This is a genomic window from Archaeoglobaceae archaeon (assembly GCA_038734275.1).
Classification (GTDB): Archaea; Halobacteriota; Archaeoglobi; order Archaeoglobales; family Archaeoglobaceae; genus WYZ-LMO2.
Window position 1 is genome coordinate 39,953 of record JAVYOO010000003.1, and the last position, 24,993, is coordinate 64,945.

A 24,993-nucleotide genomic window follows, 5' to 3' on the forward strand; every position below is an offset into this window, starting at 1 on the left:
TTTTGAGCATATATATCTTCTTATTTTTCCGACTCCAAAACATCGATCACGTCGAGTTTTTCAACAAAAGCCTTGAAATTCTTTGACAGGCTTGGCTCAGTCCTGCCAGAATCTCCGCTTACGAGCTCCTTTATATAAAGTCCTGCCTCAGCTTCGAATTTTAGAACTGCAATTTTGCCAAAATGGGCTAAAATTTCAGCCTTATAAAGCCTTCTGATTCTTAGTTTGTCCGCTCTTCTATGAAGAACTCTCTCTGGAGTTTTTTGCCTTATTTCACCAATAAGCTCATTAAGTGCTCTCTCAAGCTCTTCTTTGCTCACTTCTCTATCAAAAACGACTTTTGCTCTATAGACTTTCCTAAATCTTTCTTCCTTAACTCTTTCAACGTCTTCAGAATTTGCATAGCTCAATTGCTTAACTCCAACCTTTCCTTTTGAGAACTCGTTTATTCTTCTCTCCAGCTCGCTCAAATCAACCCTTCTCTTCTTTGGTTCGATGATCTCAAGAACAAAAGGTCTTCCATTGCCAAGCATTCTTGCGTCCACGTCTTCTCTGCCAGATCCATGAAGAACCGCATCTCTTGCATCGAAGAGCTCAATTGCGGGAGTTGAAATTAATTCTTCAACGGAATAAAGATATCTTTTGCCTGTATAATTGCAGATCTCGCATCCCACGCCTTTGCATTTTCCACAAAGCCATCTTGTCTGAGAAATGTTTCTTATCCTCTTTATATATCTCCCGTAAATATATATTGGCTTAATATTTATTTGAAAGCTTAAATCTTCTGGATTGAAAATTATAAGAACGTCAGGATCAATAGAGAGCCTTTTACCAGTTATCGACTTTAGTTTTGACTGCAGTTCATTCTTTATCTCCGATTTGAGGTCGTAATCAATTCCTATAAGCTCAAAAAATTCCTGCAAAGCTCTAAAGCTACCTTCACTCCTTATACCGACTTGAAAGCTTTCAAACTCGAAATCAAGCTTTTTTGAGATCTCCTCTGAGATATCGTCGATTTTCTCAAAAATACCACCACAAAATGAACAGCTTTCGCTTCCTGCTGGAAAAATTTTTAGCCTTTCGGCGCATCTTTTGCAGATCATTATGTCTACTATGCGTTAAAGTAATAAATTTGATCTTCGAGAAGTAAATATGGATCTGATAAAGAGAGCCGCAGAAGATCTTGTCAATGCTAAATATGCTATTGCATTCACCGGAGCTGGGATATCGACTGAGAGCGGTATTCCTGACTTCAGAGGACCTTCTGGGATCTGGACAAGAGATCCTGAGGCGGAAAGGAGATCCTATGAGATCTTTGGCAAATTTCTGAGAAGCCCAAAGGAATACTGGGATGAAGCTCTCAGATCTCCTTTTTACAGCATTCTCGAAAAAGCCCAGCCAAATCCCGCTCATTACGCCTTGGCTGAACTCGAAGAAATGGGGCTAATTAAGGCTGTGATAACGCAGAATATCGATGGGCTTCACCAGAAGGCAGGAAGCAAAAAAGTTTTAGAATTCCATGGTAGCATTTCAAAGTTGAGATGCATTTACTGTGGTTGTAGATTTCCAAGAGAAGAATTTTCAAAAGATCTCGAAGATAGAAGAATCCCGATGTGCAAAGAATGCGGAAGCCCGCTAAAAATGGACGTCGTTTACTTCACTGAGCCAATTCCAAGAGATGTTTACGAGCTTAGCTTTGAAGAAGCGATGAAATGCGATTTAATGCTCGTCTGCGGAACTTCTGCGGTCGTTTATCCCGCTGCAGAGCTTCCGCGGGTTGCTAAAAGGCATGGAGCAAAGGTTATAGAAGTGAACTTCGAAGAAACACCGCTCACTCACGAAGGTGTTTCGGACTATATCATAAAAGGAAAAGTTGGAGAAATTTTGCCGAAAATCGTTGAAGAGGTGAAAAAACTACGAAAGATTTAATCTTAAAGCTATACGATTTAGCAAATTCGAAAAAATGGAAGCCTTGGGAGCTTCAAAGTGTTTTGAGAAGAGAATTTGAAGGGGTTGTTGCGGTTGGCGACGATCTGTCGTTCACACTAAAACTGGATTTTAAGATTCCAACCAAAGACCTTGAAAAATTGGGCGGGCAAAAGTGTAAGATCTATCCATTTAAGAATGCCTATAGGTTCAAGAATGGCTCCATCGCTTTTGATGGCAATTTTATAAGGATTAGCAGAAATTTTCGACGTGAAGAGTTGGAGAAAATTCTCTGCTTTTTATTCAATGGGATATTATGAATGTGCTTGTTGTTACTGGAAAACTTGCTGAAAGCCTCGTTCGCAGTTCTTCGCCAAATACTGATGTTTACATTTGCGACATAGACGTTGCAGCATTCATAACCCCAGAGCTACTTGAAAAGGCACCACTTGAGGGCTACGATCTTGTTTTAGTTCCTGGACTGACTGCAGACTGCAACTGGGCGGAATTTGAGCGTAGAAAAGGCGTTAAAGTTCGTCTTGGTCCCCTGCATGCATACGATCTGCGAGAGGTGGTGAATTACGTTGATAAAATCGAGTTCTCGCATAAAATTCCCGCCTGCAGACTAATTGAGGGCAAGAGGGCTGAAGAAGCAATCAAGGCGGTTGATGAGCTCGAAAAAGATCATACTTTCAAAATAGGTAATGTGAAGATTGGTGGAAACAGCAGAATGAAGATCGTTGCTGAGATCCACAGGCTGAAACTTGAAGATCTCAGGGAGAGAATTGATTACTACGTTGAAAGTGGTGCAGACATCGTGGATCTCGGAATTCCAATTGTATTTGAGAGTGAACTTGTAAGCAAGGCAATCAAGATTGCAGTGGATCATTCAAAAGTGCCGATAAGCGTTGACACCTTTAGCCCCAAAGCCATTGAGATCGCGGTGAAGCATGGAGTCGACATGATCATGAGTCTTTCGAGCTCCAATACTGAAATACTTGACTTGATTGAAGATCAGGCGGTTGTAGTTGCTGAGAGGGATCTTGAGAAACTCTTTAGACTAATTGAGCTTGCAAGAGCAAAGACTGAAAAGGTGATCGCTGATCCGATACTCGATCCTCCACTTAAGGTTGCAGAGTCTATAGAAAGGTATTTGGAGTTTAGAAAACTCGACAAAGCAACTCCACTGCTCTTTGGTGTTGGCAATGTTACAGAGCTCAGTGATGCGGACAGCGTTGGTATTAACGCTTTGCTTGCCTTCATTGCAGAAGAGATCGGTTGTAATCTGCTCTTCACAACAGAAGCGAGCCCAAAGACTACTGGAAGCGTTAAAGAGCTTAAGAGAGCGAGCTATTTGGCAAAGATTGCAAAAATAAGAAGTTCTCCACCAAAAGACGCTGGAATTTCGATGCTTGTTTTGAAAGAAAAAGTGAAGTATGAGACTGCCGAAAAGTCAAAAGAATTCCTTGAAGCAAAGAAAAGCGATGAGTTCATTCGAGATCCATGCGGGGACTTTATAATCTTCATCGCAGACGGGAAGATCTTTTGCAAGCACGAAAAGGCGATAATTGCTGGAAAAACTGCCAAAGAAATACTCGACACAGTTTTAAAGCTTGGTCTGGTTTCAAGGCTTGACCACGCTGGCTATCTGGGCAGAGAGCTCATGAAGGCTGAAATCGCTTTGAGACTTGGAAAGAACTACATTCAAGATCGTGAGCTGAACTTTGGATTTCTATAGGCTTTTGTAAATCTCATTAAGCTTTAGCAGAACATTTTTAGCCAGCTCGATTTCAATCAAATCGACGAACTCTCTGTTTGTGTGACAATCCTTTAGTTCTCCAGGTCCCCAGACAACGACATCGAACTTCTTGGCAAGATTTATGGCATCAGTCCATGATGGCATAACGCTGAATTCTGGCTTTAAACCAGAAAGCTCCATCGCTTTAGCCAAAAGTTCTACGACTTTTCCGCTGTAAAAACCCTCTGCAGACTCGAGAATTTTTAATTCTGCATCAACTTTTTTTAGTTCCTCAAGAGCTTCATTTAGTTCTCCGGGTTCAAGCAGAAAGTCAAGCCTCATGAAGCAATGCTCTGGAATGACATATTCCCAGCTTCCACCGTCTATTTTCAAAATGCTCACTCTGAACTTTTCAGAAAGCTTTTGATAAGCATTGAGAGCCCTATGAATTGCATTAACACCGCTTTCTGGCATTGAAGCGTGGCAGGGATAGCCCTTGAAAGTCAGGTCTGCTTCTATGCATCCAAGGTGTTTTTTCGCTATCTTGAGGCTGGTGGGTTCCATAACTACTGCAAACTTTCCACGATTCCAGAGCTCGATAAAAGCCTTTGAGCCGCTTCCGTTAACCTCTTCATCGCAGAAAAATGCAAGCGTAAAGTCTACACCTTTCGAAGCTGCTTGAAGCATTGCGGAAATGCTCGCCTTCGCATCAGCGACGCCAGTCCCATAGGCTTTTATTCCGTCAGTTCTGAATTCAGATTTAATGCTTACAGTGTCCAAATGGGTCGCCACAATCAGATCGCTTTTTGGGTTTGCCACAATGAAAAGCTCGTGCTCGAAAATCTCATAACCGTGTTCTTCAAGAAAATCCCTCACAAAGTTCTTGAGCTCTTTTTCATGTCCGCTAACCGATTGAATCTCTACAAGCTTTTTCAGCAACACTCAAAAGAGTTTAAAAACAGAAATTAAAGCTTTACTGTTGGTGGAAATAAGGCGAGTTACCAAAGAAGATCTTGAGAGTTTTGTGAAGGTATACACCGAAAGCTACCGTGGACTGGAAAGATACGCTTACAAAAGCAGGAAAATCATTAAGGGCTACTTCAAATGGCTCTTTGCAAGAGACCATGGTGGATTCATGGTTGCTGAAATAGACGGAAAAGCGGTTGGCTTCGTCGCATGCGATACAAACTGGATAAGCATCTTTGAGCTTAAGAGAGTGGGCGAGATTCATGAAATCTTTGTTCTGCCTGAATACAGACGTTTGGGAATAGGCTCAAAGCTTCTCAGTTCTGCTTTAAGCTACGCAATTGAGCGTGGAAGAAGCTTAGCAGAGTTATGGGTTGGCGAAACGAATTACGAGGCTAAAAAGTTCTACATTGGCAAGGATTTTAAAGAAGCGGGAAAACTCGGAAAATGGGTTAGGATGGTCAAAGAACTGTAAAATACCTTGATAGGCTTTTTGACCAGTTTAAGAAAGTATTTTTATATCAGATTATATCGCCATGGTTGTGGAAGCTACACAAGAATATCTAAAGAAGGATGATAAAAGAGTATACTTTCAAAGTGAAGATGGACGAATTGTAATTCTGAACGACGATTTCCTTACAACTGCTTTGATTCCATCAAACTCTGTTGATCTCATTGTTACTTCTCCTCCCTATAACGTCGATATCCATTACGACTCCTTTAAAGACAACATTCCATACGAAAATTACCTTGAGTTCACGGAGAAGTGGCTGAGAAAAGCTTTGGACTTAATAAAACCAGACGGAAGAATGTGCCTGAACATACCGCTCGACAAAAGTAAAGGTCGTGAGGAGGAGGGATTTCAGAGCGTTTACGCTGACATCTTGGAAATTGCAAAAAAAGTAGGTTGGAAATACTTCAGCACGATAATATGGAATGAAAGCAACATATCGCGAAGAACCGCATGGGGTTCTTGGCTTAGTGCAAGCGCTCCTTACGTTATAGCTCCAGTGGAAGTCATAGTTTTGCTTTATAAAGAAAAATGGAAAAAAGCAAAACAAGGAAAATCCGATGTAAGCAGAGAGGAATTCATAGAATGGACAAATGGTCTGTGGAGCTTTCCGGGGGAGAATAGAAAGAGGATTGGACATCCGGCTCCATTCCCGCTCGAGCTCCCCATGAGATGCATCAAACTTTTCAGCTTTGTTGACGACGTTGTGCTTGATCCATTTTTGGGTAGTGGAACTACACTGATAGCCTGTGCCCTAACAAATCGCATTGGCATTGGAGTTGAAATCGACAGAAAATACTGTGAGATTGCCAAAAAAAGATTGATAAGCGAAGGAAGAATCCACCAGAAAAAATTGATAGAGACTCAATTGGAAGAATAGATATGAGACGTGGGTTTAAGTGTAAAGAAGAAATTCTGAAAGTTTTGATTGAGGAATACAATAAGATTGTTGTGAGGGAGTTTTTTGGGGACTATTTAACTGCTGTTCAGAAATTTGACGATATTACCGAGAAAGAATTGCGTAGATATCTCAATCCGTTCTACAATACTTCCAGGAGTTTAGACCAAGCATGGAAAACCTGCAAAGGAACGCTTTACGAATATGCGGTATTTAATGTTTGAATCAGGTAATACAAAATGATACTAATCTTAGAGATAGGTTTGAAATTGCAACCGGGGATGAAGCTCTTGCTCAATATAGAGAGCAAATAGCGATTAAGAACTGGAACGAAATTTTGCCTGATGCTGATATACTTGTTCTGAGAAAGGAGACCAAACGGGTCAAAGCAATTATTTCCTGCAAAACAAGTTTAAGGGAGAGACTTACAGAAACAGCCTTTTGGAAGCGAGAACTCGAAAAATCTGATAGAACCGAAAATACGAAAATAATATTTATAACTCCTGATAAGGATGAAGAACTCAAAACTGAAACGAATCGGTATATTTTGCTCCATGTAATCGACTGCACTTTTATAACTGATCCCCAAAAGTTCAATGCATTAATCAAACACTACAAGAAAAAATACGGACTTAGAGAGGATTTTTCAAAATTAACTTCGAAAATTAAATCTATTGACAAAATTAAAGAGTTTTTAGAAACTCTCTAAAATATGCTGAGATTTTAAAGCAAAGCTGAAAAGTCTTTCCCCCTGTCTTCCAATAGTTGCTGAATGTAGGTTCTGTGATCTGGAATATCTGGCTTTTCTTCTCTTAAAACGAGCTCTATAGCCTCAACTGGGCAAGTTGGAACGCAAACCCCGCAACCAAGGCATTTCTCAGCATCGATGCTCGCAGGTTCTCGATTTATCTTAACCCTGACCGCCTTCATCGGACAGCGGAGCATGCAAATACCGCAAGCAAGACATTTGCCAAGATCGACGCTTGCAATGTAGCTTGAATGTGCTATAGTTTTTGGATGCTTCGCTTCATGCACCGCTCTAAAGAAGGCACAGCAATCGCTACAGCAGTTGCAGATCGTGCTTATTGGTCCCTGGCTTCTCTCAGTGGTGTGCACAAGCCCCTCGCGGTTCGCATGCTTTAAAATTGCAATTGCCTCATCTGCGGTTATTTTCCTCGCGTAGCCATGTTCGACCATGTATTTTGCAAGTGAGCCAAAATGAAGGCAGTTCTCCAAGGAATGCCTGCAACCCTCGCCATGGAACTTTGAGATGATTCTGCACGCACAATAGCCAACCGCATGGTAGTCACGATCTTTTACAAGCCTTACTGCATCTTCATAAGGCAAAATCTCAGTTTTCTCGGAAATCGTGTCTCTCTCAGGCAAGGCTCTCATTACCGCATGATTTCTATCACCGAGCTCATGTAAAAATCCTTCTCTATGGTATTTCCAGAAAAGCGGAGCAAGTTTTCTTTGCATCTCTTCATTTCTTGGCCCAGGCAAAAATTGCATCTCAAAAAGTCCTACAACAGTTGGGAAGAGCCTATACTCCACTCTGCCTTTCCTTTCGCCTTTCCATACCGTGCCTTTTTTCGCCATCTCGTTCAGAATTCTTTCGATGTAATCCAAACTCTTCCCTGTTTTTTCAGCAAGCTGTTCAGCAGTGAATGGAATAAATGGCATTTGCAAAGCAATCTTTGCTTCTTCTTCGCTGAACAGAACGCTCAAAATCTCTTTTTCAACTCCACTTACAGTTTTAGGCATCCCCACCGGAGCTTTGTCAAGCTTTTCCCTGAGTTTTTCGTAAATCTCCAAATGGTGCGAGTGATGCATTTTCTCACCTCGAAGCAATTTGATTGGATATTATATAGATTTATCGCATTTGCTATAGTTTTATATAGTCGTAAACGACTGGAGTTATGAAGAGCATCCTTGAGTATAAGATCGAAGAAATTGCGAAAAAGCTTGATGAGATACTTAAAGCCGTAAACTTACTTCAAGATGCAATTTTGCAGTTAAACGCAGTTATTGAAGCAACAAGCATGAAGATGAATGAAAGAGAGCTTATATACAGTGTTACAGCTGAAATAAACGAAAAACTCGACAAATTCAAAGCTGAAAGCTCGAAGGGTTGCAATTTAAAGGAGATCTGCACCAAAAGGATGGAAAAAGTCTCCTTCAGAATTCTGCAAATAATAGCGAAGAATGGAGTTGAAGACGGGCTCAAGGAGATTAGAAAACAGCTTCAAGCTGTTGAAAAATACAGAGAGGTTTGCAAGGATGAGAGCTGTATGGAAAATGCGATAGAAGTTTTCAAAGCTCTTGAAAGAATTCTTGAAAGATCCATGAAAGAGAGAGAAGCGTTGAATTTGAGAAAGGAAATAATTCAGAAATTAGACCCTTCGTTGCTTAGTGAAGGGCTTGCAGAAAAGCTATCTTCGGTTTCAAACCCTCTCAGGATTCGAATCCTTAAGGCTTTGGCGAAAGGTAAAAAGAGCTACGCTGAATTGGAACGCATAACATCCATTAAGGGCGGACACTTGCAATTTCATCTTCGAACCCTGATTAAAGCGGGCTACGTTGCTAAGGAGGAGCCAGAGGGAAAATACATGCTTACAAATGATGGTCTGAAGACTCTTAAAGTTTTATGCCAGTTGGAAGAGTAATTAGAATCATCTAAAAAGCAAAATGAAGTTTCTTAAAGTTTTGTAAAACTTCGGAAGATTTTAAATAGAACTCAATCCACTTGATTGAAAAGTTTCCTTATATTTAAAGAAGTCGACTCAATGTTGGTGATAAAGATGAGGGCGGGATGGCTCATAATGAGTTTGGTGTTGCTCGCTATGTTGATCTCGGCGGCGGGATTGGCGGTAGCGACGCCTCCAAATAAGGGAATGGATGGTAAACCACTGACTGACAAAGCTCCAGATTGGAGAGAGAGAATATTCAATGAGAACAAGGAAAGAATGATGAACTGGGTTCAGAACTGCGAGAAATGGATAGAGAGAATGCGAGAAAAAGTGAACGCATCGAATCTCGGTGAGGAATCGAAGCTCAGAATTCAAGATCGAATAAGAAATTTAGATCAGAAAATGGAGCAGATAAGAATTCAGATCTCGAATGCAAAGGACTACGATGAGCTCAGGGGTGCGATGAAGGAAACCGGGAAGTTATGGATCAACATGTCCAAGGAAATGAGACTTATTGCTTATGAGCATGCGATATCACAGATGGAGAATGTGATCGCAAAGCTTGAAGAGCTTGCGGATCGATTTGAAAGCTATGGACTCGATACGACTCAGTTAAGAAATGCCATAAATGATGCAAATTCAACGCTTGCAATGATCGAGGAAAAGCTTGCCAACGGCGAGGACGTCTTCAAAGACTTGAAAGAACTGAAGAAGAAGATCGATCTTGCATTTAACGAAGCTAAGAAGCTTGCAAAAGAATACAAGCCAAAGCCAACCAATGGGTTTGTGAATGCGAACGTTAACGGGACATTTACTCTTAGTGGGAACCTGAATGCACTGATCAAGGGAAGCGGAAATGTTAGCGTAAATCCTGAAAGTGCGGTTAGTCAGGCAAATGGCACAACCGTTGCAATTGTAGTCAGAGGAAATGCAGAAGTTCAAGGCGAGGGAAGCTTCAAGATCATAGCACACGGCAACGGAACTCTCATTATGGATGGAAACGGAAGCTACGCATACAAGAAGTGCGTTAACGATAAGTTCACGACTGGGAGCTTTAACGATAGCGTAACGATAGAATTCGGGTGCACGACATGAAATTACTCCCAATTTTTTTGCTCTTTTGCTTTCTTTTAATGGGCTGTTCCGCTCCTGAGCAGAGCACTGAGACACCCAAAACAACCCCACTTCAGACTCCAATCCCCGAAACCCAGACTCAAACTCCTGCTATCCCAAGCCAGACCACACCAATTTCTGGTAGCACGGAAGATCTCGGGATCAATGACATTGAAGAAGACCTGAAAGAGATGGAAGATATCCTCTCAGAGCTTGAAAGCCTTGAAAACATGAGTTTTGAGATCTAATCTTTTGTTTTTTAGAAACAAATTTAAAAATCGGTGAGCGATTCGATTTATGGACTTCATTGAGATCTGTTCAAAATGCGGGGGGAAATGCTGTTTCGAAGCAAAACCGCCGATCTCGAATAAAAGGCTTAAAATTCTGCTTGAAAATGGAATAAGCTCTGATTTTGTAGAATTTGGTAAATACAAACATTTAAAGCTGAAAAATGACGGTTATTGTGTTTTCTTCGATAACGGGAAGTGCAAAATTCACGGAATTAAGCCTGAAACATGCGTCGCTGGTCCAATAACTTTTGACATTAGAGAAGGAAAGCTCGAACTCTACATAAAAAAAGAGACCATTTGCCCACTCGTAAAATTCCTGAAAGAGAATGAGGACGTTTTAAAGGAGCACATGAACATAGCCCTTGAGAAAATACTCGATTTGATAAGGGAACTTGAAAAGGGAGAGCTTGAAGAGATCCTGAAAATTGAAGAGCCGGAGACAGAAAAAATATTTGAGGTTAATTTGAAAGAGCTTCGATGATCTTTTCGTAAAGCTCAGGGTTCTTGGTATCTTCACAACCGTGCATGATCGTTGGATTGTCGTTCACTTCGATCACGTAGTATTTGCCATTGAACTCCTTAATATCTATGCCATAAAGACCGTCGCCAATGCATTTGGCAGAGTCTTCAGCGAGTTTCCTTAGTTTTCTTGGGATATTATCGAGCTTTATCGCAATAACATCTCCCCAGACTTTCTTGTTGCCAACGTAATCCCTGATTCTCCAGCCACCCTTTGGAATGAGGTATTTGCAAGAGTAAATCGCCTCGCCCCCAAGAACTCCAATACGCCAGTCAAAGGGAGTTGGCATGAACTCCTGAAGCAGAACCGCTTTGCTTCTGCGCATGAAGCGTCTTACAATAGTTGATAGTTCTGAAAAGTTGTTTGCCTTCTCGACGTATAGCGAAAACCTCGAATTCGGGCTCTTTACGACAAGCGGATATCCGAGTTCTTCCGCAGTGTATTCAAGCTCGTCGAGACTGTAAACTATTCTCGTTTCTGGCATTGGGATATTTGCCTTTTTGAGCTTGTAATAAACTGCAATCTTGTTTGAGCAAATTCTGATGCTTTCCGAGTCATCTATCACTCTTTTTTCCATCTCTTCTGCAAGTCTTGAGACTGTATAAGCTGTAAAGAGCGGATCAGTTGTAGCTCTGATGAAGACTGAGTCAAATCTATCTATCCTTTCCAGAATCTCCTTTCCAAGTAATTCAAAATCGTGACCCATTTTTTTTGCAGTCTCAGAGAAAATCTGCAGTGCTTGGACTTCTTGCTTTTGCGTAAAGTTATAACTTTCTACAAAGCATGCAATTCTCATTCAACACCTCTTTCAAAAAGTTAAAGTCGATTTCATTTTTCATTATAGGCATAAAATAGAATGGTCGGATTTTATTTCCAATTCTCTCAACAAGCACTTTCCCCAGCGGAACTCCAAAAACTTCGAAAATTCTTCGGAAAACCCAGTTATCATACCCCTTGGTTCTACCCATATAGAATTCGAATTCCTCCACATTTCCTTTAGCACGAACTTGAACAACTGGGTAATGGTAATCCATACTAAGGCTCCTGAAGTATTTGACGTACTGACTTTCGCTCCTGATAATCTTTGCAGAGTTTCTCGAGAAGGGGTTGAGTGGAACGAGAACACATCTTTCCGGGTTTGGATCTCTGAGTGCAAAAACCTCTGGAGTTTCAATACCTGCCTTTTTTAATCTCTCAACAAAAACTGGAGCTCTGTAGATGTCCAAAGCGTTTTTAACGCTTGGATAAACAACGCAACCATTCTCTTCGGCATGCAGAGAAACATAATACCCTTTTGAAAGATATCGGTAATCTCCAAGCAGATTTAAAACCGTATCCCTGACGCTCTTTCTAAGAAAATCGTCTGGCGGTTCTTGATCTTCACCTTCCCCAACTACTATCATCTAAGAAAAAGTAAATCCCAAAAGATATAAGCTTTTCTGCCCGATTAGGGATAAGTTCGACACAAAATATAGAAAAATAATATATTTCATATTGTAAAATTTTTAAAGCTTTTTGACTCTTTCGAGAATGCTCACGAGCTTTTCAAGTGATTCTGAAAGAGCTTTTACGTCTCCTGCGGAGTTTGCCTGCAGAATCAAATCGCAAACTTTGCTAATTGCGGATTCAAGTTTGGTGAAAATTAATCCTGATTTCTCATCAAGAATTTTCCTCTCTCCTTTCTCAATGATTTCACCAGAAGTCTCCTCTTTTTTCTCTATTTTTACTTCTCTCTCACAATTTGGACAAAATATTTTATTTTCTGCCTCAAAAAGTGGGAACTTACATTCGGGGCAGTAGTAGGATAACATCTTTGCTCCCTTGCGTAAGAGCTGAGCCGCGTCAATTATGCTCTCATCCGAAATTTTTTTATTACTCACGATATTCAGTGTCCCAGAGAATATTAAAAAGTTGCCATTCTGAGGTGATGGGGATGGCGAAAAAGGTGCCTGAGAGTGTTTTAGATACGTTAGACAGACTTATACAGGACGATACTGTCCCGAGAAGTGTCAGGAGAGTTGCAAGTGAAATTAAGGAAAAACTGCTCTCCAGCAAAAAAGTCTCGGTGGAAGCTGCCTCGGCAATAACGGTCTTGGAAGACATATCTTCGGATCCAAATATTCCAATGCACGTTAGAACAATGATCTGGAACCTTGCGAGCCAGTTAGAGAGGATTTCTGTTGAGTGAGCTTAGAAAAGAGCTCCTCAGAAAATCAATCCATTTTTCCGGGCTTATATACATACCCGCATATCTTTTTCTTGGCAAAGAGCTTTTAATCTTGTCCTTGATTTTCGTAATAGCGATCCTTTTACCGATTGAATTCCTCAGGCTTAAGAGGGGCTACTTTCGCTTTTTAGCGCGAGAATATGAAAAAAAGAAGCTCGGTGCTTACATGTATTTTCTTATTGCAATTTTGACTGTTACAGCTCTCTTTCCGAAAGATTCCTGTTTTGTGGCTCTTATCACCGCAATTGTGGGAGATGGGACTGCGGGGATAGCAAGAAAAATTTCTGGAAAAGACAATTTTGCAAGCTTGACGATGTTTTTATCCTCAACAATCGCTTTAGCTCTTCTGGAATTGCTTCAAATTTCTGCATTAATTGCGGTTCTTTGCGGGACTGTGGTTGAGAGAATTAGAAAAATTAACGGAATTTACCTTCAGGACAATTTTTCCGTCCCGCTTTTGACAGCCATCGCTGATCATTCAGTAAAGTATATCTTGTCCTCGCAGTTGAAATTTTAGCATGGACGAAAAGCTCGCACTTAGTCTTTCAAGAGAGGTTGCAAAGAATGTCCTCAAAGCTATTAACAGCATTCCCGCAGGAAGAAGAGGAGAATTTTATGAGATTGGTAAAAGCGGGGTAACAAAGCTTGTTGATAAGGTTGCCGAAAATGCAGCTTTGGAAGTTCTAAAAAAAGAAAAGCTTAGAATTTTAAGCGAAGAATGCGGATATGTTGGTGAAGGGGACGTTTTTGTAGCTCTTGATCCTCTTGACGGAACTTTTAATGCAGTTCGCGGGATTCCAATTTATTCGGTAAGTTTATGCTTCTCTGATTCGGAAAAATTTGGCGATTCTTTCTTTGGCTATGTTTTCAATCTATGCAGTTGCGATGAATATTATGCTGACTCGAAGGCTTACAAAAACGAAAAGGAGATAAAGGTAGGAGAGAAGGAGAAATTAGAAGAGCTGAATGCAATCGTCTATTACCCAGATCGCATGTTGCCATTTAAGAGGATAAGAGCCCTTGGCAGTGCAGCACTTGAAACCTGCTTTGTTGCTGAGGGTATTTTCGACTGCTTCATAGATCTGAGGGGAATGTTGAGGATCTTTGACATCGCTGGTGGGGTATATATTCTTGAAAAGGCTGGAGGAATTGCTGTAGATGAGAAGGGCAATTCATTGGAGAAAAAGAAGTTTGAAATCGCGGAGAGAGTAAATGTTATTGCCACGAACAAAAAGCTGTATAGGCAATTGCTGGAGCTGGTTGTATGAAGTCCGCAATAGTTTACAAGTCACCCGAAATCCTTGAAAAGGTTGAAAAGGTCATTTTGGAGCTTGGTCACGAAGTTAAAAGCTTTTCAAAGCCCTCAAAATCGCTTGAGAACTTTGACTTCATAGTCAGCATAGGTGGTGATGGCACAATTCTCTCAATTCTTCAAGAAGTCAGGAAATGCCCTCCAATCTTTGGCATAAATTCTGGGAGAATTGGGTTCTTGACACACTCAAATTCGGCGGACTTTGAAGAAAAGCTTAGAAATGCACTTGTAAAATTCGAGACTGAGAAGTTTGACAGAATAAAATGCTCCTGCGATAATGGGGAATGCTTAGCTTTAAATGAAATTGCCTTTCTTGGCAAAGAAAGGGCAAAGCTTACAGAATTCTCGATTAAGATTGATTCCGTTGAGGTTGACAGGCTCAGATGTGATGGAATAATAGTGGCAACGCAAATAGGCTCAACCGCTTACTCATTCTCCGCTGGCGGTCCTGTTGTGGAACCTTATCACAGCTCGATGCTCATAGTGCCCATTGCTCCCTTCAGATTTGGCTGGAAGCCAGTAGTGATTAAAATTGATAGGGTTGTTGAGCTTGAAGCCAAAGCAGGCGGAATTGCGGTTGTTGATGGAAAAAGAACTTTTGAGACGAGCAGAATTGTTGTGACGAAATCGGAATTTCCTGCGGTTTTCTTTAAACGTGTAGACAGAATTAAGCATCTTTTCTATATTATGAAGAAAATAGAATAAGATTTAATATCTCTTGCAGACTATTTTTAGCCCCCGAACGGGGAAGAGGCGGAGGAAGCGGAGCTTGCGATGAAGCCTTTCTGCGAGCTCGGGGGAACATGCCATGTTGATAGGTCCCCTGAAGAGCGAGCAAAAATGCTTGCAATGATTCTGGGGCAACCCGAACATGGGACAGCCCTCGGGGGGTCAAACGTCATGAGCGAGCGTTTGCTTGCGGTGAATGACGGTGTTACTCCCGAGGCACATTTTCTTTAAAGCTTCTGTAAATCTCAACAGCCTTCTTCCATTCTTCTTCGCTTAGCAAGGGGTCTCTGGCTCCATTTAGCAAAAAGGCTTCAGTTCTCTCAACGCAGGTTCCACAGCTCAAGCATGGTCGGGCTTCGCCACGATAACAGCTCCAAGTGAGCTCATACGGCACTCCAAGCTTTAAACCCAGTGCTACGATTTCAGCTTTACTCATGTCAATAAAAGGTGCTCTGAGCTCAACTTCGTTCCATAGATTGCCCAGATAGATTGCGGTGTCCATCGCCTTTACAAATTCTTTTCTGCAGTCAGGATAAACGCTGTAATCGCTCTTGTGTGCAGCATAGTGAACTTCTTTTGCTCCAATTTTAACAGCGTAGCCAACCGCTATGGAAAGCAGAATCATATTTCTGTTTGGCACAATTGTTGCTCTCTGCCTTTCTTCAGTGTAAAACCCTTCAGGAACTCTGCTATCGCCAGTTATGGCCCCCAAGGATATTAATTCGTGTATCGAAGTTATGTCAACTATTCGATGCTCAAAATTCTTCACCAATCTTGCCCTCTCAGTAAGCTTTTTAGCGAATTCAACTTCTTTTGAATGCCTCTGACCGTAGATAAATGTAAGGGCGGAAAGCTCATAGCCTTTGCTGAGTAGGTAATAAAGAAGCGTTGAGGAATCCACGCCACCGCTGAAAATTAGCACCGCCTTCATAAGAACAGACTGGCAACTTTAGAATATATCTCTATCTACGATTTCGTAATCCTTAACGATTGCCACTCCGCTACTTCCTTGCCAGAACTTCTCAAGTCTCTTTAAAACAAGTCTCTTCTTAAACAAAGGAGCATTTAACACAAGAGATTCGTATTCTCCGCCTTCTCCCGCCAAATTCACACCATATCTTTTGCTCACCTTTTTCAAGTCTCCAATTAGCCTCTCATCAATTCTTCTGCCCAAAAAACTCTCGTCAAGACCCATTGCAGATACGCTGACGATTATGGCTTCAAAATTCGTAGCGATTTCATTCAAAATCTTTTCAGGCTCTTCCCCCCAGAGTGGAGCAAAAAGTCTTAGCCCAAGATTTTTGCATATTTTTTCAACCCGCATGTATTGATATTTCGAGGCGATTGCTCCAACGCAAATCCCGTCGATTTTCAAATCCGATAGTCCCTTTTCAAGCTCAGAGACTTCTTTTTCTTCCTCTCCAGAAACAAATATTTTTTCCAGCGGTAAATCGAGGCATTTTGCTATCGCTTCAAGCATGTGCAGGTTTACTGTGTGGAACATGAAAGACTCTGGATTCTTTGGATATGCTCCTACGAGAACAACGTCTTTATGGCTCACAACTCCGCTTTTCACAATTCTATGCAAAGCAAGAATCGAATCCTTGCCTCCAGAAGTGAGAACTGCGATTTTCATTCTAAATCAATAAGTCTTATTCTCTTTCCAGCATTTCTCTCAACAGCTTTCTCGTAAACAAGCTTTGCTACAGCGATATCTTGAATTGCAAGCCCGGTTGAGTCGAAAATCGTTATCTCTTTGCCCTCTCTACCCTTCTTTAATCCCGCAACGACTTCGCCGAGAGTTGCATGAATGTCCTTCTCGGAGATTATGCCCTTAGAAACCGCAACGTTCACTTCCCCACCATGTAAAGCCTGATGCATATCATCAACAACTATTTTAGCCCTTAACAAGAGCTCTATTTCAAGTTCCTGCTTTCCTGGAGCATCTGCACCAATTGCATTTATATGCGTTCCCTTCTTTATCCACTCATCTCTCACTACGGGCTTTGTTGCGGGGGTTGTTGTTATGAGAACGTCACAATCGCAGACCTCTTTTGCTTCTTTCAGCTCGCAGTTCACTCCTTGCGACTCACAGAACTTTTTAAAATTCTCCTCAGCTCTCTTGCTCACATCAAAAGCCTTTACGAGCTCAATCTTGCATAGTTCTTTGATTGCAAGCAGTTGATAGCGAGCCTGTTTTCCACAGCCTATAAATCCGAAAACTCTACTGTCTTTTCTTGCGAGATGCTTCACCGCCACTCCTCCAGCTGCGCCAGTTCGCAATGAAGTCAAAAAGGTCGCATCCATAACAGCTAAAGGAAATCCGTTTGAGGGATTGTTCAAAATCAGCACAGCCATAACGGAAGGCAAACCCTTTTCGGGATTTTTTGGATGCGAGTTAACCCATTTAACGCCAGCGTAACCCATGAGATAGGCGGGCATAGCCCTCAAGTCGCCATGCTCAAATGTGAGGTAAACCTTTGGGGGCATGAGAGCTTTTGATAATGAATATTCTCTGAATGCATTTTCAACCACATTAATCGCTTCTTTCATCGTTATAAGCTTCTTTACTTCCTCAGCGGATAGAATTAAAGTCTCCATAACTAAACACAAGGATGGAGATATTTAAATCTTCAGAATTATTATCGTCATGCAACTCAGGGAACTCGACTTCAAGACGATAAGAGAAGAATGGATGCATATACATCTCGAAGATGGGACTCTTATCAGATTCAAGTCAGTCTTAACGAGAGTTTTCGACACAGGGCAAAGAGATCCTGTTGGAGAACCAATTTACAGAATTGACAGCCAGAATGTAGTTGTCGCAAAGGCTCCAGACGAGCTTAAGGGCACTCCATCAGAATTTGTCCCTCCAATTCAGGAAATTGCAAAGAAGAGAAGGCCGACCGCAGTTAAGATCAGAGCAATCGTTGGAGATGACTGGAACGAGTATGAGCTCGAAGACGGTAGCAGAATAAAGATAAAGACGATTGTTACCAAAGTTCTCAGGCTTGATGGGTTCTATGATGCTTACGGAAATCCGGTCTACATAATTCAATCGCAGATGGTCGTTGCTACCTAATATTTTCTTCCGATCACAATGTAGCCAGTATGCCAGACTCCAGTGGAGGTTCTTGTGCCAACTCTCTTTATATCTAAGTCTACGCGAAGAATTTCGAATGCCTCAAGTTCTTTGAATTCGTTTTTGCTCATCACTTCGTAAACCTCTCGAGCGGGCTCAATGTAGGGATTGTAAACCGCGAGATGACCACCAACCTTCAGAATTTGCCTTGCCTTCGGAATAAATGCGACATCGTCTTTCATGTCCAAAACAACGAGATCAAACTCCTTTTTGAAGCCATCTGCAACCATTAAAGCGTCGCCAATTATCTGGTGCACGTTTTTAAGTCCGGCAAGCTTGAAGTTCTTTCTCGCAATCCTTGCAAAGTCCTCTCTCTTCTCAACGGTAACGACTTCTCCGAATTTGTTAAAGTAAGCAAGATAAGCTGCGAGCATTCCGCTTCCTGTTCCAGCGTCGAAGATGAGCGAATCTGGAGAAAGCCCAGTGTAGGCAATTATGGCTCCAATGTCCTTTGGCATCAAGGGCGTTGCTCCCCGCTTGAAGTGTCTGAAAAAGTCTGAAAGATTGAATGGCACGATTCTGTATTCAACACCGAGGTGGGTCTTTATTGTATCCCCAAAAGATTTATCCTTCAATTCGCTGAGCTCTATGACCCCGTGGTGGGTGTGTAGCTTTCCTTCGAACTTCTCAACGAGAAAGCTATTCTTTCCCCTTGAAAGAACGACTGGTGGCTTCATTTACTTTGCCTGCAGTTTTAGCAAAGCCTCAGCAATGTCTCCGTTCGCTTCGATTAAAGCTTTCCTTGCTGTCTCGGCATCAACATTTGCCTGTTCCATCACGAGCTTAACGTCTTCCTCGCTGATCTCTGGAGCAATCTTAACAACCTCGTATTGCCCAGCGACCTGAAAAGTCTCCATTCCCTTTGCTGAGATCTTTGTCACACTTGGATTTCTAAAGATTAGCTCCTCTGTGCTTGTTTTAATTATCACTTCCTTTGCGTCGAGTTCTTCCATTTCTATGCCCATTTGCTTCATCATCTTCTTCATCTGCTTTGCGTTTATCGGAAGCATGAAGTTAGCTTTGCGGAGAAGTTAAAATACTTTGCATGGTTGAGCGGTGATCTATGGTTAAGCCCCCTTACCTTTAATCTTCTCTCTGACCGCTTCGAACCTCCTTATAAGATCTTCATCGAGCGTCTCGCCAAAATTTTGAGTCATTTTAGCACATAAGCTTAGCTAATATTTTTTCGTAAAATCAACTTCTCCTTTCGCAATAAGCTCTTCCTCAAACTTCCCGAAGTCTATTTTGAGCTTATTATTTCGATTACAAACCCGAATATTTATAAAATAGTCTGTCTTCTTTTTAAGAGACTGATAGCGAAAAATAAAAATACTCAGCTCAGACATAACTTAAGCCCGGGTAGCTCAGCTTGGGAGAGCGTGCGGCTGAAGACCGCATAGTCGCCGGTTCAAATCCGGCTCCGGGCATAAGAGATTTTGAAACGAGAACGAACGCAGGCTGGATTTGGTCTCTGAAGCTTTTTACGAGCTGATCGATGAAAAACGAGATATTGGAGACGCTTTGTTTTAGCCAGTCGTGGATTTCAGCATTGAACCTGCCATTATTAGTTTCCAAATCTAAAAGCAATTTAATAGACTTTAGGTAGCTATTTTGGGAAATTGACCTTTTAAACTGACAATATTTAATATTTAATACTTTGATAGCTCTATTACAATTTGGCATTTTTTAAGTTGAAACCTAACGAAAAAGCAGCTTTGAAATGGGGCCGCCGAGATTTGAACTCGGGTCTCTGGCTCCCAAAGCCAAAAGGATATACCAGGCTACCCCACGGCCCCCCTGAAATTCGCATCTTTCTCAACTAATAAATGTTTCTCAGCGGGATACAATTTTAAAAATCGGCTGAAGATTAATCATGGAGCATCTGCTTTTGGATCCATTCAGAAAATTGCTGGGCTGTGAAGTTGAGGAAATAAGAGACGGTTATGCGAGGGTTAGAGGTGTTGTAAGAGATGAGTTTCTGAATATCCACGGTGTGGCTCATGGAGGTTTTATAATGGCTCTTGCAGATTTTGCCTTTGCAATTTCGGCAAACACAGACGCTAAAAGAGTGGCTGTGAAGATTTCGATGAACTTCTACTCTCCTGCATATAAAGGAGATACGCTCGTAGCTGAGGCTGAGAAGGTTAGGGGGAAAAGACTAGGGTTTTATAGGCTGAAGGTTTTTAAAAATGGAGAACTCATTGCAGAGGGTTCAGCGATCGCCTATGGCTGAATCTGCCTTAGGAGATCTTCACACACACCAATAATGTTTTCATTTGCCTTTTTTAGCACTTCAATCGGATTTGTTCCGTCAGTCCTTAGATACAGTTCCGGTTCCCCCACGAGCGGATGGGGAATGTTGTATCTTACGATCACGGTTCTCTTGTCTTGAGAAAGATAATGCTGTAGCAGGTTCAAGTAGGTGTGATCTTCTCCTCTAACGATTAGCTTAACGTAATTCTTCCCAAGTTCTACGATCTTCAACATCACCACTCACCTTTCCCATAGGATTTTGAAACCTTCCTTTTTTCTTCCCTTCCACAATTTGGACATTTAAGCTTTCCTTCTTCAAAGACGAGATCGCTCTTACAATTACCGCAGTATGCTTTGAGAACTCCCATTTCTGGCTCCTTTATAGATATCTTTGGTGAGGTGTCAAGAACTCTGGCTTTTAAAATATCGAAGTAGCTTATCGCATTTCCAATATTGTCAATTTTTTCTCCCACGTTCGAGATGTGTAGCAAGGCAAGACCCGTATGAGCAAGTCCCCTATCTTCGCCATACTTCCTTGCAATTTCAACCATGGCAAAGTTGCTTCGTATATCCACAACTCTGCCAAGAACTATATCGCCTTTTTTAAGCTCTGGAATTCTTTTGAGGCTCTTGATTTTAATAGTTTTGTCATCCTTTTCTAAAAGCCCTGCTACAGAAGCGAAAAGTTCTCCATTTTCCTCGTAAACTCCGTCACCTGCCTTAAATTCCTCAACACTACCCAATTTATCTCCTGGAAACACGATCATTTCTCTCAATCCTGAATACCTCTACGGGTATGAACTTAAATTCCTTTTCGTGGAATGAATAACTTTTGCGTAACGGGACCATAAATTTCCATACATGTGTGATCTTAAAACCGTTCTCTTCAGATCTTTTATTTACAAATATTTCGCTTCCAGCGGAGTGAATCGAGTAGATCACATTGGCTATCTCATATGCCTTCTCGAGAAAAACTCTATCAGCATGCTTTCGCTGAATACCGAAGGGTGGGTTCATTATAACCGTAATCCTGCTTTTAAGATTTAAATCTCGAACATCACAGGCAATAAAATCAACCTGCACACCAACTCTTTCAGCATTGGCTTTTGCAATTTTTAGAGCTTCCAGATCTATCTCAACCCCAACCGCATAGGCCCCAAGTAAAGCAGAACCTATAGCAAGAATTCCGGTTCCACAACCGAGATCCACGACTTTGTCAAGATCTCCATGCAGTCTTGCATTTGTAAGAATAAAGGCCGCAAGGTTTGGAGGAGTCACATACTGCTCGAGCTGAATTTTTGGATTTTTAAATCCTTCAAGGTTTTCCAATAAAATTTCCAGCTCTCTTTTCAACTTATCTCACCAATCTTACTCGCAAGTTTTGCAAGGACTTCCTTTCTCTTTCCTTCTACGAACTTTATTGAACCGACAACAAGATGCCCTCCACCGTCAATGCAGGCGTTTATCTCTCTTTTTAGTTCTTCAACCAGTCTTGGAATATCCAGATTTACCCCTTCACTTCTGATAATCGCAAAATCTGGACCATAGCCAATTGTGACAATCCTCTTGTATTTAACCTTCAGGCGATCGTGAATTTCTCCGGTTAATTTCCCTGGAGGTGGAAAAGTGAACTTTTTCGAGTAATTTTCTACATCGAACGCAGCAAGAGCGACACCATTTGGCAATATTTGAACCTTTACATTTTCCAATGCTGTTTTCAATTGTTCTTCTATCGCAGATTTTGCATAATTCGAAAGGACATAAACAAGTCTTTTTTGTCGATCCTTTCTACCAAATCCGAGTATTTCATGGACTATTGTGCTTGCGGATTTAAAGCGAAGGTAAAACCCTTCGAATTCCACTGCCAAGGCAAGATCTTTTAGTTCTTCTTTACTTAGATTTGAAAGCCTTATGTATTCCTCAACGTTTCCCTCTGCCCGATCTCCAACAACAGAGATCGCAGCGAGATGTGTCAGATCTAAGTCGGATATCATTCTTGCAATCTCCACGCAAAGGACTCCGGAGGTAATGTTGCTATCCCCACCAACTTTATAGGGATTTATGTGGTAGAGCAGATATTTATCAACACCCTCATCCGGAAAATGGTGATCTATTGTGATCACATCCGCACCAAAAAGGATGAATTGCTGAATTGCTGGCAGATCTTCATGCCCTGAGCCGTTGTCTACAAGCACAACGAGGGGAATTCTATCTCCATATCTTTCTGCATCTTCTAAACTTTCATCGAGATCTCTTACGAGATCCTCTAATTCATAAAAGGGAGCTCTCGAGACCCTTCTCTTTACAAGATAATACTTTGTCTCCTTGTCTCTATAAATCTTTTCAACAAGCTCTTGGAGAGCAATTTCAAGGGCAACTCCTCCGCAGGTTCCATCTGCATCCCAATGGTGTCTTATTATTATAGGTCTCGATTTATAAACAGCTTTTTTCAATTCTCTTGCAACCGCAATCATCTCATCTTTCAGTTTTTCGAGAACCTCGCTTTTTATCAGAAAACCTTTAAAATCTGGTTCGCAAGCTCTCTCAATTTCAGCTTCAATTCTCTTTCTAATCTCGTAAGCATCTTCGCCAAGAATTTTCTCAACCTCAAGCGCATCTATACCGTTTCTTCTAACAGTTCCAATGACCTCAATGGCTTCATCGACTTCAGCATCGAAGTCATCAAAAACTGTGCAGTTCACACTCCCGGTGCCATCGAGTATTGTGAAAACCTTGGCTATTGCTGTCTCCTTTGTGTGAGTAACGATACCACGAACTTTAACCATCCTTCCAAGGAATTTCGAAGCAGAAGATATCGGAATGACCTCGAGATCTTTCGAGACTTCAACAACGGTGTAATTTTGAAGTTCAACTGGAGCTAAATCGATTTCTCCGCTAACAGTTATGTTTGTAATCTTCACGATTACTTCATCCCCTTCGCGAAGATTTTGCACCAATTTCTTTGGTATCAAACCTCTCAACCTTCTGTTAAGATTAACAAAGGCTCCAATATCTGTGATGGATGAAATCGATCCGACATAAAACTTTCCAATTCTTAAATCTTCAATTCCACAGCTATTACCTATCTTAAATGCATGGGGTTTCTTCCTACACTCAAAACACAGCTCTTGATCGGTCTCTCTACCGCAGATCTGACACCTCTTTACCTTTCCTGTTCCGTTGCAATTCTTGCAAACTTCCACAATCCTGCGTTTACCACTTCCACCACAAACACCACAAATTCCCTTCATGAACAACTTGAGCTGGTCTTCAGAAACGTTCACAGTCTTCAGATCGAAGCTTTTGGCCTTTCCTGTTCCGCTACAGGTTTCGCAGATTTTCTCTATCTCGTTGAACCCCTTTCCTCCGCACTTCTGACAATTCATAGGCCAAATGGGATTTGTGTTAATAAAAATATTCTGAGGGAGGAAATTACAATTGCAAAGAGAATTGCCATTGCACTAAGTCTTTTGAAGATTTTTATGGCGGTAATAACGTCCTCATCCGTTGCATCTCTGCCAGGTAGAGTATAGTAGCCCGGCTTTTCAAGCTTGACTCCAAGAACGTAAGACATAGCTGTGATCGTGCAACCATTTAGTTTTACTTTATATTTAATACCGTATGAGAATGCCCCTCTTCTGAAAACTTCAAAAAAGATTAGAGCAATTCTTGCTGGGATAAAATTCGCCAGATCATCGAGTCGAGCAGCAAATTTCCCAAAGAACTCATATCTGCCATGATAACCAATCATGGAGTCGCAGAGATTTATGGCTCTGTAAATCATTGCTCCCAAGACTCCAAACAATGAGAAATAAAACAATGGTGAGAGAACCCCATCCACGTAGTTTTCAGCTGTTGATTCAATCACGGCAGATCTGAGCTGTGGCTTATTAAGTTTTGTGGTGTCTCTGCTTACGATCTTTTGGACTTCCCGAGGATCAAAATCGCTTTTCAGACATTTCTCTGCATGCTGAATCATACTTTTTATTGATATTGCCGAAAACAATAAGTAGAGATGCCAAGCAAACTGAAGTGGTTTCGGAAGAGGGAGACTCACGAGAACAAAGGCAAAGGTTAGAACTGTGAGAACTGCAACGAAGCCATACAAAAATTGAATTAAATTTCCTCTTTTTTCAATTACATAGAATTTACTTTTAAATAGGTCCAGGATTTTGCCAAACCAGACAACGGGGTGCAGAATAATTGGTGGTTCTGCAAAAATAAGATCCAAAAAGACAGCTAAAATCAACAATGAAAGCTCAAAGCAAGGTTCTTGCATCAGCTTTTGATTCTATTTGGGTTGAAACCCTTTTTGATCAGCAACTCCTTTACCTTACTCACATGGTTTCCTTGGAGTTCAATTACTCCATTCTTTATTGTTCCACCGCATGCAAGCTTTGACTTTAAAAACTTGGCAAGTTCTTCCAGATTTATCTCGCTACCATCAAGCCCTTCGATTGTTGTTACTTCTTTGCCATATCTCCTTTTGCCGACCTTTATGAATATATACTGCTGTTCTTTTGCAACCTCCTCACAGACGCAGAGATCTTTTGGTAACCCACACTTAGAGCATATCTCCGACATTCCACCCTCCTTTTTTGAAGGTTGCACGGATAGAATTTTAAAACTTTCGGTTATGAGCGTTAAATTTTTAAACTAAAATTGAATATTAGCCCCA

Annotated in this window: 34 protein-coding genes and 2 tRNA genes; 18 read left to right on the top strand and 18 right to left on the bottom strand. The window is 41.3% G+C overall.

Features of this window, described 5'->3' with window-relative positions; translation table 11 throughout:
- Window positions 1–20: 20 nt before the first annotated feature.
- Window positions 21–1,103: a tRNA pseudouridine(54/55) synthase Pus10 gene (locus QXI54_04820; protein MEM0302475.1), complete on the bottom strand. Its 1,083-nt coding sequence runs from the start codon at window positions 1,101–1,103 to the stop codon at window positions 21–23.
- A 49-nt stretch (window positions 1,104–1,152) separates the two neighbouring features.
- Here QXI54_04820 and QXI54_04825 point away from each other — a divergent pair, with 49 nt between their 5' ends.
- The 3 genes from QXI54_04825 (at window position 1,153) to QXI54_04835 (ending at window position 3,664) form a co-directional block, all read left to right on the top strand.
- Window positions 1,153–1,929: an NAD-dependent deacylase gene (locus QXI54_04825; protein MEM0302476.1), complete on the top strand. Its 777-nt coding sequence runs from the start codon at window positions 1,153–1,155 to the stop codon at window positions 1,927–1,929.
- Between the two features lie 62 nt (window positions 1,930–1,991).
- Window positions 1,992–2,246 (top strand): hypothetical protein, encoded by a 255-nt coding sequence (locus tag QXI54_04830; GenBank protein MEM0302477.1) that lies wholly within the window; start codon window positions 1,992–1,994, stop codon window positions 2,244–2,246.
- A complete protein-coding gene (locus QXI54_04835) occupies window positions 2,243–3,664 on the top strand; it encodes a dihydropteroate synthase-like protein (protein ID MEM0302478.1) in 1,422 nt (473 codons plus the stop codon). Before QXI54_04830 ends, QXI54_04835 begins: the two co-directional genes overlap by 4 nt.
- Here QXI54_04835 and QXI54_04840 read toward each other — a convergent pair.
- Window positions 3,659–4,606, bottom strand: coding sequence for a M20/M25/M40 family metallo-hydrolase (locus QXI54_04840; protein MEM0302479.1), 948 nt, complete (start codon window positions 4,604–4,606; stop codon window positions 3,659–3,661). The two genes, QXI54_04835 and QXI54_04840, sit on opposite strands and share 6 nt — an antisense overlap.
- A gap of 40 nt (window positions 4,607–4,646) precedes the next feature.
- Between QXI54_04840 and QXI54_04845 the strand changes: the two genes are divergently transcribed.
- The 4 genes from QXI54_04845 to QXI54_04860 all read left to right on the top strand — a co-directional run bounded on the left by QXI54_04845 (window position 4,647) and on the right by QXI54_04860 (window position 6,748).
- A complete protein-coding gene (locus QXI54_04845) occupies window positions 4,647–5,105 on the top strand; it encodes a GNAT family N-acetyltransferase (GenBank protein ID MEM0302480.1) in 459 nt (152 codons plus the stop codon).
- Window positions 5,106–5,172: 67 nt separating this feature from the next.
- Entirely contained in the window at window positions 5,173–6,021 is an 849-nt protein-coding gene (locus QXI54_04850) for a site-specific DNA-methyltransferase (protein MEM0302481.1), read from the top strand.
- 2 nt (window positions 6,022–6,023) lie between these two features.
- On the top strand, window positions 6,024–6,263 hold the full coding sequence (locus QXI54_04855; protein MEM0302482.1) for a hypothetical protein: 240 nt from the start codon (window positions 6,024–6,026) through the stop codon (window positions 6,261–6,263).
- Window positions 6,260–6,748, top strand: a complete 489-nt coding sequence (locus QXI54_04860; protein ID MEM0302483.1) for a BsaWI family type II restriction enzyme — start codon at window positions 6,260–6,262, stop codon at window positions 6,746–6,748. The genes QXI54_04855 and QXI54_04860 overlap by 4 nt, the downstream gene beginning before the upstream one ends.
- A 14-nt stretch (window positions 6,749–6,762) precedes the next feature.
- Here the strand turns inward: QXI54_04860 and QXI54_04865 are convergent, their stop codons facing one another.
- Complete coding sequence (locus tag QXI54_04865; GenBank protein ID MEM0302484.1) at window positions 6,763–7,872, bottom strand: 4Fe-4S binding protein; 1,110 nt, start codon at window positions 7,870–7,872, stop codon at window positions 6,763–6,765.
- Window positions 7,873–7,958: 86 nt separating this feature from the next.
- On the opposite strand from QXI54_04865, the gene QXI54_04870 reads away from it, so the two are divergent.
- The 4 genes from QXI54_04870 (at window position 7,959) to QXI54_04885 (ending at window position 10,613) form a co-directional block, all read left to right on the top strand.
- Complete coding sequence (locus tag QXI54_04870; protein ID MEM0302485.1) at window positions 7,959–8,705, top strand: winged helix-turn-helix domain-containing protein; 747 nt, start codon at window positions 7,959–7,961, stop codon at window positions 8,703–8,705.
- Window positions 8,706–8,825: 120 nt separating this feature from the next.
- Window positions 8,826–9,824, top strand: a complete 999-nt coding sequence (locus tag QXI54_04875; GenBank protein MEM0302486.1) for a hypothetical protein — start codon at window positions 8,826–8,828, stop codon at window positions 9,822–9,824.
- Window positions 9,821–10,090, top strand: coding sequence for a hypothetical protein (locus QXI54_04880; protein ID MEM0302487.1), 270 nt, complete (start codon window positions 9,821–9,823; stop codon window positions 10,088–10,090). The genes QXI54_04875 and QXI54_04880 overlap by 4 nt, the downstream gene beginning before the upstream one ends.
- A gap of 49 nt (window positions 10,091–10,139) precedes the next feature.
- On the top strand, window positions 10,140–10,613 hold the full coding sequence (locus QXI54_04885; GenBank protein ID MEM0302488.1) for a YkgJ family cysteine cluster protein: 474 nt from the start codon (window positions 10,140–10,142) through the stop codon (window positions 10,611–10,613).
- Here the strand turns inward: QXI54_04885 and QXI54_04890 are convergent.
- The 3 genes from QXI54_04890 to QXI54_04900 form a co-directional block, all read right to left on the bottom strand.
- Window positions 10,591–11,448, bottom strand: a complete 858-nt coding sequence (locus QXI54_04890; GenBank protein MEM0302489.1) for a RimK family alpha-L-glutamate ligase — start codon at window positions 11,446–11,448, stop codon at window positions 10,591–10,593. The genes QXI54_04885 and QXI54_04890 overlap by 23 nt on opposite strands.
- Window positions 11,417–12,055 (bottom strand): RimK-like ATPgrasp N-terminal domain-containing protein, encoded by a 639-nt coding sequence (locus tag QXI54_04895; protein ID MEM0302490.1) that lies wholly within the window; start codon window positions 12,053–12,055, stop codon window positions 11,417–11,419. The genes QXI54_04890 and QXI54_04895 overlap by 32 nt, the downstream gene beginning before the upstream one ends.
- A gap of 102 nt (window positions 12,056–12,157) precedes the next feature.
- On the bottom strand, window positions 12,158–12,532 hold the full coding sequence (locus tag QXI54_04900; protein MEM0302491.1) for an Sjogren's syndrome/scleroderma autoantigen 1 family protein: 375 nt from the start codon (window positions 12,530–12,532) through the stop codon (window positions 12,158–12,160).
- 53 nt (window positions 12,533–12,585) lie between these two features.
- Here QXI54_04900 and QXI54_04905 point away from each other — a divergent pair, with 53 nt between their 5' ends.
- The 4 genes from QXI54_04905 to QXI54_04920 are packed head-to-tail and all read left to right on the top strand — an operon-like array spanning window position 12,586 to window position 14,896.
- A complete protein-coding gene (locus tag QXI54_04905) occupies window positions 12,586–12,840 on the top strand; it encodes a UPF0147 family protein (GenBank protein ID MEM0302492.1) in 255 nt (84 codons plus the stop codon).
- Window positions 12,833–13,396, top strand: a complete 564-nt coding sequence (locus QXI54_04910) for a hypothetical protein (GenBank protein MEM0302493.1) — start codon at window positions 12,833–12,835, stop codon at window positions 13,394–13,396. Before QXI54_04905 ends, QXI54_04910 begins: the two co-directional genes overlap by 8 nt.
- Before the next feature lies 1 nt (window position 13,397).
- Entirely contained in the window at window positions 13,398–14,147 is a 750-nt protein-coding gene (locus QXI54_04915) for an inositol monophosphatase family protein (protein ID MEM0302494.1), read from the top strand.
- Window positions 14,144–14,896 (top strand): NAD(+)/NADH kinase, encoded by a 753-nt coding sequence (locus QXI54_04920; protein ID MEM0302495.1) that lies wholly within the window; start codon window positions 14,144–14,146, stop codon window positions 14,894–14,896. The genes QXI54_04915 and QXI54_04920 overlap by 4 nt, the downstream gene beginning before the upstream one ends.
- Window positions 14,897–15,125: 229 nt before the next feature.
- Here QXI54_04920 and queC read toward each other — a convergent pair whose 3' ends face one another.
- The 3 genes from queC to ala are packed head-to-tail and all read right to left on the bottom strand — an operon-like array spanning window position 15,126 to window position 17,521.
- Window positions 15,126–15,851, bottom strand: coding sequence for a 7-cyano-7-deazaguanine synthase QueC (queC, locus tag QXI54_04925; GenBank protein MEM0302496.1), 726 nt, complete (start codon window positions 15,849–15,851; stop codon window positions 15,126–15,128).
- Between the two features lie 18 nt (window positions 15,852–15,869).
- Window positions 15,870–16,556 (bottom strand): TIGR00289 family protein, encoded by a 687-nt coding sequence (locus QXI54_04930; protein MEM0302497.1) that lies wholly within the window; start codon window positions 16,554–16,556, stop codon window positions 15,870–15,872.
- The gene (ala, locus tag QXI54_04935) at window positions 16,553–17,521 is read right to left on the bottom strand and encodes an alanine dehydrogenase (GenBank protein ID MEM0302498.1); all 969 of its coding nucleotides are present in this window, start codon (window positions 17,519–17,521) and stop codon (window positions 16,553–16,555) included. The genes QXI54_04930 and ala overlap by 4 nt, the downstream gene beginning before the upstream one ends.
- Window positions 17,522–17,570: 49 nt before the next feature.
- Between ala and QXI54_04940 the strand changes: the two genes are divergently transcribed.
- Window positions 17,571–18,002 (top strand): hypothetical protein, encoded by a 432-nt coding sequence (locus QXI54_04940; protein MEM0302499.1) that lies wholly within the window; start codon window positions 17,571–17,573, stop codon window positions 18,000–18,002.
- Here QXI54_04940 and QXI54_04945 read toward each other — a convergent pair.
- Together QXI54_04945 and QXI54_04950 are read right to left on the bottom strand one after the other, a co-directional pair.
- Window positions 17,999–18,739 carry a tRNA (adenine-N1)-methyltransferase gene (locus QXI54_04945; GenBank protein ID MEM0302500.1) on the bottom strand — a complete coding sequence of 247 codons (741 nt, stop codon included), beginning with the start codon at window positions 18,737–18,739 and terminating at the stop codon, window positions 17,999–18,001. The genes QXI54_04940 and QXI54_04945 overlap by 4 nt on opposite strands.
- Window positions 18,740–19,072, bottom strand: coding sequence for a nascent polypeptide-associated complex protein (locus tag QXI54_04950; protein MEM0302501.1), 333 nt, complete (start codon window positions 19,070–19,072; stop codon window positions 18,740–18,742).
- 343 nt (window positions 19,073–19,415) lie between these two features.
- Between QXI54_04950 and QXI54_04955 the strand changes: the two genes are divergently transcribed.
- Window positions 19,416–19,489, top strand: a tRNA-Phe gene (locus QXI54_04955).
- Between the two features lie 294 nt (window positions 19,490–19,783).
- Here the strand turns inward: QXI54_04955 and QXI54_04960 are convergent.
- A tRNA-Pro gene (locus QXI54_04960) sits at window positions 19,784–19,858 on the bottom strand.
- Between the two features lie 77 nt (window positions 19,859–19,935).
- On the opposite strand from QXI54_04960, the gene QXI54_04965 reads away from it, so the two are divergent.
- Window positions 19,936–20,295, top strand: coding sequence for a hotdog fold thioesterase (locus QXI54_04965; protein MEM0302502.1), 360 nt, complete (start codon window positions 19,936–19,938; stop codon window positions 20,293–20,295).
- On the opposite strand, the gene QXI54_04970 is transcribed toward QXI54_04965, so the two are convergent.
- The 6 genes from QXI54_04970 to yciH are packed head-to-tail and all read right to left on the bottom strand — an operon-like array spanning window position 20,286 to window position 24,899.
- Window positions 20,286–20,549: an RpoL/Rpb11 RNA polymerase subunit family protein gene (locus QXI54_04970; GenBank protein MEM0302503.1), complete on the bottom strand. Its 264-nt coding sequence runs from the start codon at window positions 20,547–20,549 to the stop codon at window positions 20,286–20,288. The two genes, QXI54_04965 and QXI54_04970, sit on opposite strands and share 10 nt — an antisense overlap.
- Window positions 20,549–21,082, bottom strand: coding sequence for an exosome complex RNA-binding protein Csl4 (locus QXI54_04975; protein ID MEM0302504.1), 534 nt, complete (start codon window positions 21,080–21,082; stop codon window positions 20,549–20,551). Before QXI54_04975 ends, QXI54_04970 begins: the two co-directional genes overlap by 1 nt.
- Entirely contained in the window at window positions 21,060–21,668 is a 609-nt protein-coding gene (locus QXI54_04980) for an METTL5 family protein (protein ID MEM0302505.1), read from the bottom strand. The genes QXI54_04975 and QXI54_04980 overlap by 23 nt, the downstream gene beginning before the upstream one ends.
- The gene (locus tag QXI54_04985) at window positions 21,665–23,701 is read right to left on the bottom strand and encodes a DHH family phosphoesterase (GenBank protein ID MEM0302506.1); all 2,037 of its coding nucleotides are present in this window, start codon (window positions 23,699–23,701) and stop codon (window positions 21,665–21,667) included. The genes QXI54_04980 and QXI54_04985 overlap by 4 nt, the downstream gene beginning before the upstream one ends.
- Window positions 23,698–24,594, bottom strand: a complete 897-nt coding sequence (gene cbiB / locus QXI54_04990) for an adenosylcobinamide-phosphate synthase CbiB (protein MEM0302507.1) — start codon at window positions 24,592–24,594, stop codon at window positions 23,698–23,700. Before cbiB ends, QXI54_04985 begins: the two co-directional genes overlap by 4 nt.
- Window positions 24,594–24,899, bottom strand: coding sequence for a stress response translation initiation inhibitor YciH (gene yciH / locus QXI54_04995; GenBank protein MEM0302508.1), 306 nt, complete (start codon window positions 24,897–24,899; stop codon window positions 24,594–24,596). Before yciH ends, cbiB begins: the two co-directional genes overlap by 1 nt.
- Window positions 24,900–24,993 lie beyond the last annotated feature (94 nt).

What these genes read in the sequence shown, in the direction of transcription:
- QXI54_04820 (MEM0302475.1), bottom strand. Translation starts at nt 1,103, where the DNA reads ATGATCTGCAAAAGATGCGCCGAAAGGCTAAAAATTTTTCCAGCAGGA.
- QXI54_04825 (MEM0302476.1), top strand. Translation starts at nt 1,153, where the DNA reads ATGGATCTGATAAAGAGAGCCGCAGAAGATCTTGTCAATGCTAAATAT.
- QXI54_04835 (MEM0302478.1), top strand. Translation starts at nt 2,243, where the DNA reads ATGAATGTGCTTGTTGTTACTGGAAAACTTGCTGAAAGCCTCGTTCGC.
- QXI54_04855 (MEM0302482.1), top strand. Translation starts at nt 6,024, where the DNA reads ATGAGACGTGGGTTTAAGTGTAAAGAAGAAATTCTGAAAGTTTTGATT.
- QXI54_04865 (MEM0302484.1), bottom strand. Translation starts at nt 7,872, where the DNA reads ATGCATCACTCGCACCATTTGGAGATTTACGAAAAACTCAGGGAAAAG.
- QXI54_04870 (MEM0302485.1), top strand. Translation starts at nt 7,959, where the DNA reads ATGAAGAGCATCCTTGAGTATAAGATCGAAGAAATTGCGAAAAAGCTT.
- QXI54_04875 (MEM0302486.1), top strand. Translation starts at nt 8,826, where the DNA reads ATGTTGGTGATAAAGATGAGGGCGGGATGGCTCATAATGAGTTTGGTG.
- QXI54_04880 (MEM0302487.1), top strand. Translation starts at nt 9,821, where the DNA reads ATGAAATTACTCCCAATTTTTTTGCTCTTTTGCTTTCTTTTAATGGGC.
- QXI54_04885 (MEM0302488.1), top strand. Translation starts at nt 10,140, where the DNA reads ATGGACTTCATTGAGATCTGTTCAAAATGCGGGGGGAAATGCTGTTTC.
- QXI54_04890 (MEM0302489.1), bottom strand. Translation starts at nt 11,448, where the DNA reads ATGAGAATTGCATGCTTTGTAGAAAGTTATAACTTTACGCAAAAGCAA.
- QXI54_04895 (MEM0302490.1), bottom strand. Translation starts at nt 12,055, where the DNA reads ATGATAGTAGTTGGGGAAGGTGAAGATCAAGAACCGCCAGACGATTTT.
- QXI54_04905 (MEM0302492.1), top strand. Translation starts at nt 12,586, where the DNA reads ATGGCGAAAAAGGTGCCTGAGAGTGTTTTAGATACGTTAGACAGACTT.
- QXI54_04915 (MEM0302494.1), top strand. Translation starts at nt 13,398, where the DNA reads ATGGACGAAAAGCTCGCACTTAGTCTTTCAAGAGAGGTTGCAAAGAAT.
- QXI54_04920 (MEM0302495.1), top strand. Translation starts at nt 14,144, where the DNA reads ATGAAGTCCGCAATAGTTTACAAGTCACCCGAAATCCTTGAAAAGGTT.
- queC (MEM0302496.1), bottom strand. Translation starts at nt 15,851, where the DNA reads ATGAAGGCGGTGCTAATTTTCAGCGGTGGCGTGGATTCCTCAACGCTT.
- QXI54_04930 (MEM0302497.1), bottom strand. Translation starts at nt 16,556, where the DNA reads ATGAAAATCGCAGTTCTCACTTCTGGAGGCAAGGATTCGATTCTTGCT.
- ala (MEM0302498.1), bottom strand. Translation starts at nt 17,521, where the DNA reads ATGGAGACTTTAATTCTATCCGCTGAGGAAGTAAAGAAGCTTATAACG.
- QXI54_04940 (MEM0302499.1), top strand. Translation starts at nt 17,571, where the DNA reads ATGCAACTCAGGGAACTCGACTTCAAGACGATAAGAGAAGAATGGATG.
- QXI54_04945 (MEM0302500.1), bottom strand. Translation starts at nt 18,739, where the DNA reads ATGAAGCCACCAGTCGTTCTTTCAAGGGGAAAGAATAGCTTTCTCGTT.
- QXI54_04950 (MEM0302501.1), bottom strand. Translation starts at nt 19,072, where the DNA reads ATGCTTCCGATAAACGCAAAGCAGATGAAGAAGATGATGAAGCAAATG.
- QXI54_04965 (MEM0302502.1), top strand. Translation starts at nt 19,936, where the DNA reads ATGGAGCATCTGCTTTTGGATCCATTCAGAAAATTGCTGGGCTGTGAA.
- QXI54_04970 (MEM0302503.1), bottom strand. Translation starts at nt 20,549, where the DNA reads ATGTTGAAGATCGTAGAACTTGGGAAGAATTACGTTAAGCTAATCGTT.
- QXI54_04975 (MEM0302504.1), bottom strand. Translation starts at nt 21,082, where the DNA reads ATGATCGTGTTTCCAGGAGATAAATTGGGTAGTGTTGAGGAATTTAAG.
- QXI54_04985 (MEM0302506.1), bottom strand. Translation starts at nt 23,701, where the DNA reads ATGAATTGTCAGAAGTGCGGAGGAAAGGGGTTCAACGAGATAGAGAAA.
- cbiB (MEM0302507.1), bottom strand. Translation starts at nt 24,594, where the DNA reads ATGCAAGAACCTTGCTTTGAGCTTTCATTGTTGATTTTAGCTGTCTTT.
- yciH (MEM0302508.1), bottom strand. Translation starts at nt 24,899, where the DNA reads ATGTCGGAGATATGCTCTAAGTGTGGGTTACCAAAAGATCTCTGCGTC.